Source organism: Streptomyces sp. NPDC046308 (assembly GCF_055588065.1).
This window is the reverse complement of the sequence record NZ_JBVJFB010000003.1, coordinates 413,637-428,092: the sequence shown is the minus strand read 5'-3', so window position 1 is coordinate 428,092 and position 14,456 is coordinate 413,637. Positions and strand designations below refer to the sequence as shown.

Genomic DNA, 14,456 nt, shown 5'->3' with positions numbered 1-14,456 from the left:
CCTGCACCGGCCCGTGCCCGTGCCTGCACCCGTCCGTGCCCGCACCCGTCCGTGCCCGTGCCCGTCCGTGCCCGTGCCCGTCCGCGCCCGTGCCCGGCCGCGCCCGCGCCCGCCCCCGCCCCCGCGCCCGCCCCCGCACCCTCAGGCGGAGGACCGCCTCCGAGGCGTCGCCGCCTTCTTCCAGGCCGCGCCCGCGCCCGCCCCCGCACTGCGCGCCCGCCCCCGCACTGCACCCGTCCGTGCCAGCGCCCGGCCGCGCCCGCGCCCGCACGCATCCGGGCCCGTCCGCTCCGCACCCGCACCGCACCCGCACCCTCAGGCGGAGGACCGCTTCCGAGGCGTCGCCGCCTTCTTCCCGGCCGCGCCCGTCTTCTTCGCTGCCGCCGCCGAGGTGGACTTCGTGGCTGCGGCCGAAGTGGACTTCGTGGCCGCGGACTTGCCCGTGGTCGACTTCTTCTTGGTCGCGGCCGACGCCGAAGCCGCGGTCTTCTTCGCCGAAGCCGCCGTCGACTTCTTCCCGCCCACCGCCTTCGGCGCAGCCGCACCCGCCCTCGCGCCCGCACCCTTGCGCCGTAGCGGAGTCACCTCGCCCCCACCCCCGGCCTCCGCATCCGCATCCGCATCCGCCTCCCCCCGAGACGCCTTCGCCGCCCGCACGCTCTTCTCCAACGCCGCCATGAGGTCGATCACCTGGCCCCCGGCCGGCCCCGGCACGGCCTCCGCCGGTTCGAACCCGCCTCCCGCCTTCGCCGCGATCATCGCCTCCACGGCCTCCCGGTAGTCGTCGTGCAGCGAGGCCATGTCCACCTCGCCCAGCGTCGCCATCAGCGCGTCCGCCAGGTCGAGTTCGGCCTCCCGCACCGACACCGTGACCTCCGGCGCCACCCCTTCCGGCGCCCGGATCTCGTCCGGCCACAACAGCCCGTGCATCGCGATCACGTCGTCGACGACCCGCAGCATGCCCAGCCGCTCCCGCCCCCGCAGCGCGTACTTGGCGATCGCGACCTTCCGGCTCCGCTTCAGCGCCTCGCGCAGGAGCGTGTACGGCTTGGCCGCCGTCGCCCCGTTCGCCGCGAGGTAGTACGCCGCGTCCATCTGCAGCGGATCGATCTCGTCGGCGGGTACGAACGACATGATCTCGATCGTCTTCGCGGTCGCCAGCGGCAGCTGCGCCAGGTCCTCGTCCGTGATCGGGATGACCGACCCGTCGGCCTCCTCGTAGCCCTTGCCGATCTCGGCGCTCGGCACCTCCTCGCCGTCCAGCTCGCACACCTTGCGGTAGCGGATCCGCCCGCCGTCGGCCAGGTGGATCTGACGGAAGGAGATCGAGTGGCTCTCGGTGGCGTTCACGAGCTTGATCGGAATGCTGACCAGGCCGAAGGAGATCGCCCCGTTCCAAATGGATCGCACGGTTCCTCCTGTTTCGTGGCAATCTCATCGTATGACGCCGATCACCATGGTGGAGGGCCGCCGCATCGCGCTCAGCAATCTCGACAAGGTCCTCTATCCGGAGACCGGCTTCACCAAGGGCGAGGTGCTCCACTACTACGCCACCGTCGCGGGCCCGCTCCTCGCCCACGTCCGGGACCGGCCGGTGTCCTTCCTGCGCTATCCCGACGGACCCGGCGGCCAGCTCTTCTTCACCAAGAATCCGCCGCCCGGCACGCCCGACTGGGTGAAGACCACCCCCGTGCCCCGCTCCGAGGACCTGTCCGCCGAACAGGTGGTCATCGCCGACCTGGCCACCCTCATGTGGGCCGCGAACCTCGTCGTGGAGCTCCACACCCCCCAGTGGCCCGCCGGCAGCCCCGCCGTCGCCGACCGGATGGTCCTCGACCTCGACCCCGGCGCGCCCGCCACCGTCGTCGAGTGCTGCGCCGTCGCGCTCTGGCTGCGCGAGCGGCTCGCCGCCGACGGACTGCACGCCTACGCCAAGACCTCCGGCTCCAAGGGCATGCACCTGGCCGTGCCGCTGGAGCCCACCCCGTCCGCGCAGGTGTCGGCGTACGCGAAGCAGCTCGCCCAGGAGGCCGAGCGCGAGCTCCCGGACCTGGTGGTGCACCGCATGGCCAAGGCCCTGCGCCCCGGCAAGGTCTTCGTCGACCACAGCCAGAACGCCGCCGCCAAGACCACCGCCGCCCCCTACACCCTGCGCGCGCGGGCCCGCCCGACCGTGTCCGCGCCGGTGTCCTGGGAGGAGGTCGAGGCCTGCCGGACCCCCGCCGCCCTGGTCTTCCTCGCCGACGACATCGCGCCGCGGCTGGAGCGCGACGGGGACCTCTTCGGCCCGCTGACCGACCCGGACCGGGCCGGCAGGCTGCCCGGAGGCCGGCCGTGATCCGCGTCGCCCTGGCCGCGTCCGTACGCACCCTGCCGCGCGGGGCGGGACTGGCCTACGAGCCGAAGTTCGACGGCCACCGGCTGGTCGTCGTGCGCACGGCCGACGACGTGGTCCTCCAGGCACGCTCCGGCCGGATCGTGACCAGCGCCTTCCCCGACCTGGCCGCGGCCGCGCTGCAGCTGCCCGCCGCGACGGTCCTCGACGGGGAGGTGGTGGTCTGGCACGCCGGCCGTACGGACTTCGCCCTCGTCCAGCGCCGGGCGGCGGCCACGGCCGCACGAGCCGCATTGCTCGCGCAGAGCCTGCCGGCCTCGTACGCCGCCTTCGACGTGCTGGAACTGGCCGGGCTCGACCTGCGCGCCCGCCCGTACGAGCGCCGCCGGGCCCTCCTCGTCGACCTGCTCCTGCCGCTCGGGCCGCCGCTGCAGCCCGTACCCATGACGACCGACCCGGAACTGGCCGCCACCTGGTACGAGACCCTGCCCGCCAGCGGTATCGAGGGACTGGTCGTCAAGCGGCTGGACCAGGCCTACCCGGCCGGGCGGCGCGGCTGGCAGAAGCTCCGCCACACGGACGTCCGGGACGCGGCGGTGATCGGCTACACCGGGACCCCGCGCCGACCGCTCGCCCTGGTGCTCGTCCTGCCGGCCGGGGACGAGACCCCGCTGGTGTCGAGCCCGCTGACGGCGGCGCTGCGCGCGGAGGTGGCGGCGGAACTGGCCTCGCGCACGGCGACGGCCACGTCCGCTCCCACAGCCACGTCCGCTCCCACGTCCACCACCGCTCCCACGTCCACCGCCCGGTCCGCAGCCGCTGCCACGGCCGCTGCCACGGTGACGGCGGTCGGGCTCGGGGAGGTCCCCTTCCGGCCGCTCGACCCGCCGCTGACGGCGGAGGTCCGCTACACCTCGACCCGGCACCCACCGCCGGAAGTGCTCCGGCTGCGCTCAGACCTCTGACCCGCGCGGGGTGCGCGGGTCAGAGGGTGATCGGCGGGAAGGGCGAACGGAGCGCCCGAGGTCAGGAGTGTGCGCCGCGTCCCGAGTCCGGGGGAGCACCCGGCTGCGGGTGCGGGCCCGGTCCCTCGGGCCGTTTGTAACCGGACTCGCGCTCCTTCCTGACCTCGTCCGGATGGGTGGAGGTCGTGGAGCCGAAGTTGCCGTAGCCCTGCATCTCGTGCGGCCTCAGGCCGCCCTCGGGCATCTCGACAGGATCCCGCTCCTCGCGGACCTCGAAGACCGCCCCGCCGTTCGGCAGGTTCGGCTGTTCCTCGAGGGTGGGCGGCGGCGGTTCCTTCGCCCGCACCCGCTGACCCAGCTTGAATCCGCCGAGCAGCAAGGCGACGACGACCAGCCCGACGAACAGGAACCACGCGATGTCGCTGAGGATCGCGTCCACGCTCAGGATCATGTCCATGCAGCCCAGTTTGGCGCACATCGCCCCGATGTGCGCACTTCCGCCCCGGAGGCTGTGCGCCACCCGGGGCGGAACGCCGACGAGCTGGCCTCGGGACTAGGAGTTGATGGGCCCTTCGGAATCCCGCAGCGCACCCGCCGTACGGGCGCCCAGCACCCCCAGGATCTCGGCGCAGATCGCCAGCGCGGTCTCCGCCGGCGTACGAGCACCGAGGTCCAGGCCGATCGGGCCGTGCACGAGGGCCAGCCGGGCCTCGCTCACGCCCGCCGAGAGCAGCCCCTCCCGCCGCCGCGCGGTCGTACGCCGGGACCCGAGCGCCCCGACGTACGGAACCCCCGCCGCCAGCGCGACCTGGAGCGTCGGCACGTCGAACTCCTCGTCGTGGCTCAGCATGACCACGCAGGCCGCGTCCCGGCGCGCCTCGATCAGCTCGGCCGCCTCCTCCCGGCCGGTGACCAGCGCGGCCTCCCAGCCCAGCAGCAGCGCCTGCCGCTCGATGATCTCGGCCAGCTCGCCGTTGCCGCCGATGACCACGTACGGGGCCGACGGGTGCGCCTCGACCAGCACCAGCCCGGACTGCCCGTACAGCGCGTCCCGCCCGGGCCGCCGTACGGCCAGCAGTTCGCCGGCCCGCCGCCCGGCATCGTCGCGAGGGACGTCGGTGGCCCGTACGACCTCACTGGAGGCCTGGTCGGCGGCCTCGTTCAGCCGGGTCACCAACGCCACGCCGACGCCCTCGCCGAGCAGCTCCCACCACTCGGCCGGGATCGCCGACAGCGGCTGGAGCAACACCTCGGCCTGCCCGCCACAGGTCAGCTTCGCCTCCACGGCCTCGGCCAGGCGCACCGACACCTCGCACACCCGCGCGGTGTCCCCGGGCCGCATGGCCCCGGCCTCGGCGACAAGTTCGGCGTCGAAGACCCCCCGGTACAGGGCGCCGACGCACTCCCCCCGCGCATCGACGAGCACGGCACCGGCCGGATCCCGCGGCCCGAACCCCTGCTCGGTCACGGGCCGGGCCAGATAGGCCGCCCGCCCCTCGGCCACCCACTGCCGTGCCGTATCCACCAGCTCACGCATCTGTGCCGCCCCATCCACTCCGAGCTCGCTTCCCGCAAAGCGCCAGGTCAACGGCACAATGCGGCCTCAGAACCACCCTAAGCAGGCCCCCCATCCCTCCCCACCCCCCAAACCCACAGATCCCGCCCCACCTCCCTCGTACAGACCACCGGAACCGCGGCACGCGACCGCCGCGCGACCACGGCAGGCGGTCGCGGCCCGGGGCACGGCGGAGACCGGCCGGGTGCACCGTGCGCTCGCTGACCGGTTCCGCCTCGCGGGGGCGGTGGTCTCGGGCACCATGGGCGAACAGCTCGACCAGCGCCGGCCCCGGGCCCCCACCCGAGCCAGTGCCGTCACGAGGACCCTTGCCGTCACGAGGACGTCTGCCGTCACGAGGACCTCTGCCGTGACAAGGGGAGCCGTGCCGTCACCAGGATCCGTGCCCGTCACCACCACCCCTGCCGTCACGACCACCCGTGCCGTCACCAGGACCCCCGCCGTCACCGGGACCCGTAGCACCGCAAGGCCCGTACCACCGCAAGGCCCGCGCCACCGCCAGGACCCGCGCCACCGCAAGGAGCCGCCGTGCGTGACCAGCCCCACCCCTCCCTCCGCGACCTGGTACTCGGCCGCCTCGCGGCGTCCGGGCTGGCCCCCGCGACGCGCGAGCTCGTGGCCGGGCTGCTGCCCGAGGTGCGGACCAGGAGCGGCGGACGGGCCGGCCCGGTGTACCTGCGCTCGATCTCCGCCGCCGGCTGGCGCGGCATCGGCCCGGCCGCCACCCTCGACCTCGAACCCGGCCCCGGCCTCACCGTGATCGCCGGCCGCAACGGCTCCGGGAAGTCGAGCTTCGCCGAGGCGGCCGAGATCGTGCTCACCGGGGACAACTTCCGCTGGCAGGACCGTACTCAGATCTGGAAGCAGGGCTGGCGCAACCTGCACGACCACACCGCCCCCCAGGTGTCCGTGCAGCTCCGCCCCGACGGCGGGAGCGCGCCGCTGACCGTCCGCAGGAGCTGGCACGGCAACGGCCTGGAGGACTCCCGGACGGTGGTCCACCGCCCCGGCGGGCCCGAACAGGACCCACGCGAGGTCATCGACGCCGAAGACCTGACCACCTACCGGCCGTTCCTCTCGTACAGCGAGCTCGGCGCGATGATCAACGGGCGGATGAGCGCCCTGCACGACGCGCTCGCGCAGATCCTCGGTCTGGACCTGCTCGCCGACGCCGACACCGAGGCCCGCGCCCGGTCGAAGAAGCTCACCGACACCGTGACGGGGGCCGGTGACCTGGTCCGCGCCGTCCTCGCCGAACTGTCGGAGTCGGACGACCCGCGCGCCGCCGAGGCCGCGGCGGCGCTCGGCGGACGCCGGCCCGACCTCGAGCGGTTACGCGCGCTGCTCAAGGGCCGGATCGCCACCGACGGCGCCGAACTGGCCCGGCTGCGCCGCCTCGCCGGCCTCGAAGGCCCCGACCCGCGCGCGGTCGCGGACGCGGTCACCCGGCTCCGGGCGGCCGCCGCCGTCGCCGAGGACGCACGGTTCGGCACCTCCGAGGACGCCCGGCAGCTGATCGAACTGCTGGAGCGCGCCCTGGACCACCGCCGCCGCCACCCGCGGTCCGCCGACTGCCCGGTGTGCGGCGGCGAAGGCCGCCTCGACGAGGGCTGGTCCGCGCGCGCCCGGGACCAGGTCGAACGGCTCCGGCGGGAGGCCGCCGAGGCGCAGAGCGCCCGTACGGGCCTGGCGGCCGCGGTGAGGTACGTACGGGACCTCGTACAGCCGGTTCCGGCATGGCTGCACGGCGATGCCTCGCCGTTCGCCTCGCTCTGGCACGACTGGGCCGGCTGCCGGGAGGTCACCGACCCGCGCGAACTCGCGGACCGGGTCGAGCGCGTGGCGGCCGCGATGGCCGACGCCTGCCGCCAGCTGAGCGAGGAGGCCGCGGACCGGATCGCGGCGCAGGACGGCCGGTGGCAGCCGCTCGCCCTGCGGCTGACCGAATGCCTGCGCGAGGTGGAGCGGGCGGAGGCCGCCCGGCCGCTCGTCAAGCAGATCAAGGACGGGCGGGCGTGGCTGAGGAAGGTCACCGACGACCTGCGCGAGGAACGGCTGCGGCCCTTCGCCGACCAGTCGCAGACCATCTGGAAGCTGCTGTGCGAGCGCAGCAGCGTCTCGCTCGGCTCGATCAGCCTCGCGGGCACCGCCAACCAGCGCAAGGTCGTGCTCGACGCCTCCGTGGACACCATCGACGCGCCCGCCTTCGGCGTGATGAGCCAGGGGGAACTCCACTCGCTCGCGCTGTCGCTGTTCCTCCCGCGCGCCACGCACCCGGACAGCCCCTTCGGCTTCCTCGTCATCGACGACCCGGTGCAGTCCATGGACCCGGAGAAGGTCGAAGGACTCGCCCGCGTCCTCCACCTCCACTCCCGCAGCCGCCAGGTGGTCGTCTTCACCCACGACACCCGGCTCCAGCAGGCCATCCGGCAACTGCGCGTGCCCGCGACGATCATGCAGGTCTCCCGTCAGACCGACTCCGTCGTACGCGTCACCCGGACCGACGACCCGGTCTCCCTCGCCCTGGGCGAGGCCCGGGCCGTGGCGAGCGACCGCAACCTGCCGCAGGACGTCGCCGACCGGGTGCTGCCCCAGATGTGCCGAGGGGCGCTGGAGGCCGCGTACCTGGAGCCCGCACGCCGCCGGCTGCGCGCCGACGGACACAGCCACGACGAGGTCGAGGCGCGGATCGGCCGGACGTACAAGCTCACCGAGCTGGCCGCGCTCGCGTTCTACGACAGCGCGATGGCACCGGCCGAGGTGCTCGCCGCCGTCGCCCAGGACCACGGGCCGTGGGCGCGCGTCCTGATCGAGCGGTGCAACGCGGGCGCCCACCAGGGCCCCGCCGCCTCCCGCGCCCCCCTGGACCTGGTCCGGGAGACCGAGCGGCTGGCGAGGGCGGTGCAGCACCGGTGACCCGCTCCCCGCACCCCCTCGTGGCCGCCGCCGGCGACCTGCTCACGCCCCCGCCCGGCACCCCGCCGACCCTGGCGCCCGGACTGCGCGCCCGCGCCGCGGCCGCCCTGTTGCGGCTGGCCCTCGACGAGGCCATGGACGACTTCTGGCGGAGCGTCAGCCCCCGCATGGTCCACAGCAGGGGCCGGACCAAGGCGCTCTGCCTGGACTGGTACCTGAGCCCCACGGTGGCCCGCCGGTGGTACGTCGTCTGGTCCGCCCTCAGCGCCGCCTGCCACCACCACACCTACGAACTTCCCCCCACTCCGGCCGAGGTGAGGGCCTGGCACGCCGACGTCACGGAACTCCTGCGGGCCATGCCGTCCGCCACCACCGGGCCCTGACGGCAGCCGGTACAGCCGCCGGTACAGCAGTCAGTACGGAAGGAAGGAACGCACCACGTGGACACCCGCCGCTACCGCATGGTCGTCACCAGTGGACTCGACTACGTCGGAACCGGAGCCCAGGTCGACGACCGGCTGCGGAACTGGCTGAAGGAACCGCCCAAGCAGTACGACATCGACGCCTTCGCCGAGGGACGCAACGAGATAGCCCGGGGCGTGACCCTCGACCACGACTCCGCCACCGGCGCGTCGGGCACGTACGGACGCTGGCGGCTCCGGGAGACCACCCCGGACGGGACCTGGCAGACGACCGTCGTGATCCGGCAGGCCGGGGCCGGACCGACCTGGGTCCAGCTGGACGTGGAGCACCTTCCCGACGACCCCCACGCCCTTCCCGTACCGGCCAAGCCCCCCCGGCTCGCCGGAAACCTGCTCGACGTACTCCAGGCGCGCGACGGGCTCGCCGACGTGACGCGGATGCCGCAGGTCATCGAGGTCGACGACGTCGACTCCGTCATCGACGAGCTGTGCGACGAGCGGCGGCGCCTGCCCGTCGTCGTGGCCAGCACCCCGTACGGCGTGGACTTCGACGCGTGGCTGGAGGGCACCGTGGACCCGCTGGTCCGCCCGCTGGCCGGCCTCGCCGTCCTCTACGTCCTCGCGCCCGAGGCCGAGGCGTGCTTCAACCGGGCCCTGGAACACCACCAGGTGTTCGCCGGCGGGGTCCGCACCTACCTGCCGGGAGTGGACCCGGCCTGGGCGGCCGACGGGCAGCGCCACCGCGTGATGTCCCGCAAGGCCGTCACGGAGAGCCCGTGGCGCGCCCGGCGCCTCCTCGCCCAGCTGCCGCAGAGCCTGGCGACGCACGCCCCGCTGCCGCCGGCGCTCGACTCCGTTCCCCTCCTGCGCGCCCGCACCAAGGAAAGCGCCGGGACGTCCGAGCTGGAGCGGCTGAAGAACGAGAACCACGCCCTCTTCGAGATCCTGGAGGAGGCGGGGCGCGAGCAGCGGGTCCGGGCCGACGAGATCCGGGACCTGAAGCAGGAACTGCAGAGCGCGCGGCAGGGCGAATCGCTGCTGACGGTCGAGTACGACGAGCAGTACCGGGACCTGCAGCGCGCCAAGGCCCAGGTACGGGCCCTGCAGAAGAGGCTCCTGGTGCTCAACGCCGGCGAGGCCGCGTACATGCCGGCCGAGCCGGGCCCCGCCGAGCCGGCGTCCTTTTCGGAGATCCTCGCCCGGATCGCCGAGATGCCCCGCGTCCACTTCACCGGCTCCCGCAAGATCACCCTCGAACTCGACGACCAGGCGTACGGCTCGTCCTGGGGCCGCATGACCTGGGACGCCCTGCTGGCCCTGCGCGACTACGCCGACGCCGCGGCGGGCGGCGACACCTCCCGCGACTTCAAGCAGTGGTGCGAGGACGTGCCCGAGGGCATGCACGCCATCTCCCCCCGGAAGATCATCCGGGACGAGTCGAAGTCGGTGAAGAGCAAGACCGACTGGCGCAGGGAACGCACCTTTCCCGTACCGGACTACGTCGACCCCACCCGCAAGGTCTTCATGGGCGCCCACATCAGGATCGAAGGCGGCAACACGGTGGCCCCCCGCCTCCACTACCACGACGCCTCCTGCGCCACCCACGGCATCTTCGTCGGCTACATAGGCCCCCACCTCACCAACACCCTCACCTGACACCCGGCGCCCTTGTGGGGGTGGGAGGCCGCTGGTGCCATGGCTGGAGGGTCGCCGTGAGGGCAGGGGGACGGGTGGACGAGTTGCGGGTCACTTCCTGGAAGCGGTACGGGCACGACCGCCTGTACGTGAACCTGCCGGACGGGACGGCGGTGGCGTGGGCGGACCGCAGGACGGGACAGATCACGTTCCTGCGCACCGGCTTCGGGGACGCCGTCCTGGACGCACTGGCCCGCCGAGCGGCCTACGTACCGTCGGATTCCCCGGATGCCCGGGATGCCATGCTGCCCGGGCCGACTCTGCCCCCGCTGACACGGGAGAACGACCTCGCCTCGAACCGCCCCGGCGAGGAGTTGCGGAAACGGCTCGGCGAGACGGGGCCCGGCCTCCTGGGGCGTGCGGTCGCCCGGATGCTCCGGCGCGGGGCGGACGAGGACTCGTGGCGCACCGGACTGGCCGGCGAGCGCCGGGTCGGTGAGGAACTGGACCGGCTGACCCGCCAGGGATGGCGTGTCCTGCACTCCGTCCCCCTGCCGCGCCAGGTGGACATCGATCACCTGCTCATCGGCCCCGGCGGGGTCTTCACGATCAACACGAAGCGGCACCCCCGTCAGCCCGTCTGGGTCGGGGACGACATGGTGAAGGTCAACGGCGGCAAGGCCCAGCCGTACGGAATCAAGAGCCGGTCAGAGGCCGAGCGTGCGCGGAAGGTCCTGGAAGAGCACTGCGACTTCGCCGTACCGGTCGAACCGGTCCTGGTCTTCGTCGACGTCCTCAAGCTCGACGTCGTCGCCACGCAGCTCACGATCCGCGTCTACCGCGAACGGGAGGTCGCGGCCCTCGCCCCCCTCTCGGGAGCGTTCACCGCACCCCAGGTCGAGCAGCTCTACGACATCGCCCGAGACCGACGCACATGGCTCGCCGCGTGACCGTGACGAGGCCGTGCACCCGGCCCCGCTCCGCGTCGAGCACGTGCACAAGGCCATCACGCACCCCGGGGCCACAGCACTGTCATACGGCTGCGCAGCACGGCAGTTGACCGCGCACACGCGAAGACCCCGTCTCAACGAACTCGCTGATGGCGGGGTCTTTGGGCACTTCCTGCGAAGTGCCCCCGGCAGGATTCGAACCTGCGCACACGGCTCCGGAGGGCGTGATCTAGAAGGGGGCGATTGTGCCGTCTACCTGCGCAAACGCTGCCTGGCCCGGTGTCTGCTGGCCGTCTCACGCGTCCCTCACACGTGCTGCCCCCTCAGCCCGTGGGGCCCGACGAGCCAGGACGCGGTCCTCTCGACGACCCATGGTTCGCGTCCGAGTCGCTGTGAGGGTTCGACCCCTCTGCCGGCGATGCGGTGGTGGATGCCCTGTTCGCTGAGGCATCTGCGCAGGTGGTCGAGGTCGTAGTCGTAGCCCTTGCCGGCGTGTAGTTTCGCCGGGCGTTGATGGTGGGGTCCGTGACAGGAACGGATGGGCAGGATACCCCGCACGTGCGGCTCAAGCCCCTGGCTGTCGTGCATGTTGGCCCAGAGATGCCCAGCGACAACGGCAGTCCGTTCTGATCCGCGATCAGGTGGATCTTCGATCCCAGCTTGCCGCGATCACTCGGATTAAGGTCCCATTCGAAGAGAACCCCGCAGACAAGCCGCCAGCCGATGGGGCAGGATTCCCGGATGAAGAAGTGCCTGTTCTGTGGCCGGTCAGCTCCCAAGGTCAAGATGACCGGTGAGCACGTCCTCCGGCGCGAACTCGTCAACCAGGTCCTCTGGGAAGCCCCGAAGAGTCGCACCGAGACCGTCCGGCGCTACGCCGAGGGAACACCGACAGAGACGTCGCGCGAGATACCCCAGTCCATCCTCGATCAGACACTCAAGGACGTCTGCGGGGACTGCAACAACGGCTGGATGAACGACCTGGAGAACCGCGCGGGGAAGACTCTGGTCCCTCTCCTCCGCGGTGAGCGGGCAATGGTGACCAGCGCCGACGCCGAAGTCCTGGCAACGTGGGCAGTCAAGACCGCCATGGTCAGGGCGCGCGTCGACACCGACCCGTACACCGTCCCCGAAGACCACCGCACGCACCTTATGAGCGCCAAGACACCGCCTGCGAACGTCACCGTCTGGGCCGCGGCATGCGAACCCCACCCCAGCGCAAGAACCAAACATTTCCGAGTAGCGTTCGAGCTGCTGGCAACTCCCATCTTGGAAACCGACGAGGCCGGCGAGACGTGGGCCGTCGGCGTCGAGAGCAAGCACAGCCTCGGGCACGTGACCACCATTGTGATCAACCACCTCGCGCTCTTCATCGCCGAAGCCGATTCAGAGGAGCTTCACACCGACCTCGTCACGACCCTCGATCCCACCAGCACAGCAACAAGGCTGTGGCCAGCACCTCAACAGTTCCACTGGCCACTCCCACCAGTGCTCACGCCCGACCAGATCGACGACATCGGAAGCCTCGCCCAGCCCATCCCCACTACGAACACCCGCTGACACCCAACCAGTGCTCACCCCCTCACACCTGGCAAGGGCGAGCACGAGGAGCACCCCGTCGTCGCCGCGCCCGGACGCGGCGCTAACGCGCGCGGCCGCGGGTCTCCAGCGCGTTCCGAGCGTCGTACTGCGCGACCCACTCGACCACGTCGACCGGCACCAGAACGAATCCCATGGCTGGTCCGGCGTCGTGGTCAGGCCGGCTGCTCCGTCTGCTCCGGCGCCGGGTCGGTGAGCGGCTTCTTGAAGTGCTGCTCGGCACCGAGCGCGCACAGGAGGGGGCCGATCAGGCGGAGGGTGATGGCGCCTGGTGTGGTGGCCAGTTCATCTTCGCGGTCACGGCCGAACTCGTACGGGTGGCGATAACGGCCCGCCCTAGAAACCCCGGGCAGGCTCCTTTCAAATCTTTGGGCGCTGGTTCAGACCAAAGACTCGATCGGAAATACTACGGGGATGCAAATCCCGATGCAGGCCAAGCAAGTAACCGGCAGGACCTTTTCTCATTTTTTTGGCTTCCCTATGAGCTTGTGCAGCCGATGATACAGAGATGGCGGCTACGGCAAACCCCTTCCCTACGCCTGTCGGCACGGCGAGGGCGGCTATAGCCGCGGCCGGCAGAGCGGACAATTCAAATGACTTGATTGCCAGTGTTGCTTTAACGGGGTTCAGTGTATTGGCTCTCAGTCCTCGCTTTAGTTCGCTCACCGGTTTCTTGATGTGTCGATCGGCAAGGATTTCTAGCTCAGCAGTGAAGATTGCTTCACTGCTGATACTGGCGAGTTCGGAAAAATCTTCCACAAGCGAGTTCAATTGACTTCGGAAAGCGTCAAATTCTGCAGCAAGTTTTCTGCGTGCCTCGACAATTCTTTCGACGGGTACAGCGTCGAGGCCTCCAGGTACCACTATGTCGATGGCGAGGAGCGCATATGTCGAAGCCACTTGGTTTGCAGAGCGAGTAAAGTGTGTCGCCGTCTGCCGACCCAGAAGTTCGCCCGCGATTGCTTCCGTGGTCCACCCCTGAGTGTTGCCTAGGTTGTAAGGCTGGTCCGTTATGACCGCAGTTGAGTTGGCGTCGGCCACCCTCTGTGCAAGGGCGGTCAGGTATACGGCGGCAAGTCGAGGGTGCATGCCCAACCAGTGCCTGCCATGGTCGTCTACGCCGCGGATGGCCAGACCCAGCTCAATCAGCGGTTCCGCAACGTCGTCAAGCCCCTTGAACTTAAGGTCCACCCATTCGATAAGATGCTGCTCTACGGACCCAGGAACTCGATGAAATGGATGACCGCCTAGCCTGCCCGGCGGTGGTGCAACTGGAAATTTCGTAGGAAGACTATCGCGATACTGATACACGAAATCGAAAAATTCTACCCCTGTTTCATCTCCGTGATATTCCGGGTCAACGTCAACTAGGAATTCAAGCTCGTCGTTGAGGATTTCTGCCGTTCGACTCTCCTGAACGGGGTAGCCCTCCGGAATGATTCGCGCAATCTTCGGCCAATATAAGGCCGCGGCCTTTAGCCATGTATCGTCTTGTACGTGCATGTATGGGTAGTAGATCGGGATGTCATTCATTTTCGACCTCCACGAGGCTGCAAGCATGCTCCGCCCTATCTATCAGTATGGAGCAGAGTGCGGCAGCTCGCAGAACTAGTCTCTTATTCTCCCCTGCCCGAAGGGTGAGGCGACCCGCAGGGAGATGCAGCTCAGTTCAACAAAGTCTAAACAGGACGCAGCGACGCGGAGGGGCGGCGCCACTCTCTGCCTAAATTCCGACTCCGACTCTCCGAATTCACATTTTTTCAAGTTTCACCTGCTGCGCAGAACACACAGGTGGAGCGCAGTCCACGACGTGCAGTATGCGCGCTGTCGGCAGGGTCGGGGCGGCGCCAAGATCTAGCCGAGCCAGACGATGTCAGGACGAGGAGTACTTCGACGAGGTCTGCGCAGGGCTCGGCGTGCCCGGGCACCTACTGCACCCCGACACCGACGGCTCTCCCACCACGGCCGGCGCGGTGGAGCCGGGCCCGGAGCCGGCTCGGCTCTACTGGGCGAAGCGGCAGTAGACCGTCTGCTAACTCGGTCGGAACACCGGTGAAA

At 70.7% G+C, this 14,456-nt stretch carries 11 protein-coding genes and 1 pseudogene; 7 read left to right on the top strand and 5 right to left on the bottom strand.

The genetic code is table 11. From position 1 onward, the window contains the following. Positions 1-315: 315 nt before the first annotated feature. On the bottom strand, positions 316-1,410 hold the full coding sequence (gene ku / locus ACZ6JT_RS15745; RefSeq protein ID WP_469210178.1) for a non-homologous end joining protein Ku: 1,095 nt from the start codon (positions 1,408-1,410) through the stop codon (positions 316-318). Positions 1,411-1,441: 31 nt separating this feature from the next. Between ku and ligD the strand changes: the two genes are divergently transcribed. Together ligD and ACZ6JT_RS15735 are read left to right on the top strand one after the other, a co-directional pair. Continuing rightward, positions 1,442-2,338, top strand: a complete 897-nt coding sequence (gene ligD / locus ACZ6JT_RS15740) for a non-homologous end-joining DNA ligase (protein WP_469210177.1) — start codon at positions 1,442-1,444, stop codon at positions 2,336-2,338. After that, on the top strand, positions 2,338-3,300 hold the full coding sequence (locus tag ACZ6JT_RS15735) for an ATP-dependent DNA ligase (RefSeq protein ID WP_469210718.1): 963 nt from the start codon (positions 2,338-2,340) through the stop codon (positions 3,298-3,300). The genes ligD and ACZ6JT_RS15735 overlap by 1 nt, the downstream gene beginning before the upstream one ends. A 61-nt stretch (positions 3,301-3,361) precedes the next feature. On the opposite strand, the gene ACZ6JT_RS15730 is transcribed toward ACZ6JT_RS15735, so the two are convergent. Further along, positions 3,362-3,757 (bottom strand): DUF6479 family protein, encoded by a 396-nt coding sequence (locus tag ACZ6JT_RS15730; protein WP_469210175.1) that lies wholly within the window; start codon positions 3,755-3,757, stop codon positions 3,362-3,364. A 96-nt stretch (positions 3,758-3,853) separates the two neighbouring features. Beyond that, the gene (locus ACZ6JT_RS15725; protein WP_469210173.1) at positions 3,854-4,837 is read right to left on the bottom strand and encodes an XdhC family protein; all 984 of its coding nucleotides are present in this window, start codon (positions 4,835-4,837) and stop codon (positions 3,854-3,856) included. Positions 4,838-5,404: 567 nt separating this feature from the next. Between ACZ6JT_RS15725 and ACZ6JT_RS15720 the strand changes: the two genes are divergently transcribed. From ACZ6JT_RS15720 to ACZ6JT_RS15705, 4 genes are read left to right on the top strand one after another with little or no spacing between them, the layout of a single operon-like run. After that, entirely contained in the window at positions 5,405-7,792 is a 2,388-nt protein-coding gene (locus tag ACZ6JT_RS15720) for an AAA family ATPase (RefSeq protein WP_469210171.1), read from the top strand. Next, positions 7,789-8,175 carry a hypothetical protein gene (locus ACZ6JT_RS15715; protein ID WP_469210170.1) on the top strand — a complete coding sequence of 129 codons (387 nt, stop codon included), beginning with the start codon at positions 7,789-7,791 and terminating at the stop codon, positions 8,173-8,175. Before ACZ6JT_RS15720 ends, ACZ6JT_RS15715 begins: the two co-directional genes overlap by 4 nt. 57 nt (positions 8,176-8,232) lie before the next feature. Next, positions 8,233-9,870: a hypothetical protein gene (locus ACZ6JT_RS15710; RefSeq protein ID WP_469210168.1), complete on the top strand. Its 1,638-nt coding sequence runs from the start codon at positions 8,233-8,235 to the stop codon at positions 9,868-9,870. Between the two features lie 56 nt (positions 9,871-9,926). Continuing rightward, a complete protein-coding gene (locus tag ACZ6JT_RS15705; RefSeq protein WP_469210165.1) occupies positions 9,927-10,799 on the top strand; it encodes a nuclease-related domain-containing protein in 873 nt (290 codons plus the stop codon). A gap of 336 nt (positions 10,800-11,135) precedes the next feature. On the opposite strand, the pseudogene ACZ6JT_RS15700 reads toward ACZ6JT_RS15705, so the two are convergent. Beyond that, a pseudogene (locus ACZ6JT_RS15700) lies at positions 11,136-11,479 on the bottom strand (transposase); the annotation flags it as partial. Between the two features lie 61 nt (positions 11,480-11,540). Here ACZ6JT_RS15700 and ACZ6JT_RS15695 point away from each other — a divergent pair. Then, complete coding sequence (locus ACZ6JT_RS15695) at positions 11,541-12,359, top strand: hypothetical protein (RefSeq protein WP_469210744.1); 819 nt, start codon at positions 11,541-11,543, stop codon at positions 12,357-12,359. A gap of 399 nt (positions 12,360-12,758) precedes the next feature. On the opposite strand, the gene ACZ6JT_RS15690 is transcribed toward ACZ6JT_RS15695, so the two are convergent. Continuing rightward, complete coding sequence (locus tag ACZ6JT_RS15690; RefSeq protein WP_469210163.1) at positions 12,759-13,931, bottom strand: DUF6236 family protein; 1,173 nt, start codon at positions 13,929-13,931, stop codon at positions 12,759-12,761. Positions 13,932-14,456: the final 525 nt, after the last annotated feature.

Coding starts and splice junctions, on each gene's coding strand:
- ACZ6JT_RS15690 (WP_469210163.1), bottom strand. CDS start 13,931: ATGAATGACATCCCGATCTACTACCCATACATGCACGTACAAGACGAT.
- ACZ6JT_RS15695 (WP_469210744.1), top strand. CDS start 11,541: ATGAAGAAGTGCCTGTTCTGTGGCCGGTCAGCTCCCAAGGTCAAGATG.
- ligD (WP_469210177.1), top strand. CDS start 1,442: ATGACGCCGATCACCATGGTGGAGGGCCGCCGCATCGCGCTCAGCAAT.
- ACZ6JT_RS15730 (WP_469210175.1), bottom strand. CDS start 3,757: ATGGACATGATCCTGAGCGTGGACGCGATCCTCAGCGACATCGCGTGG.
- ACZ6JT_RS15725 (WP_469210173.1), bottom strand. CDS start 4,837: ATGCGTGAGCTGGTGGATACGGCACGGCAGTGGGTGGCCGAGGGGCGG.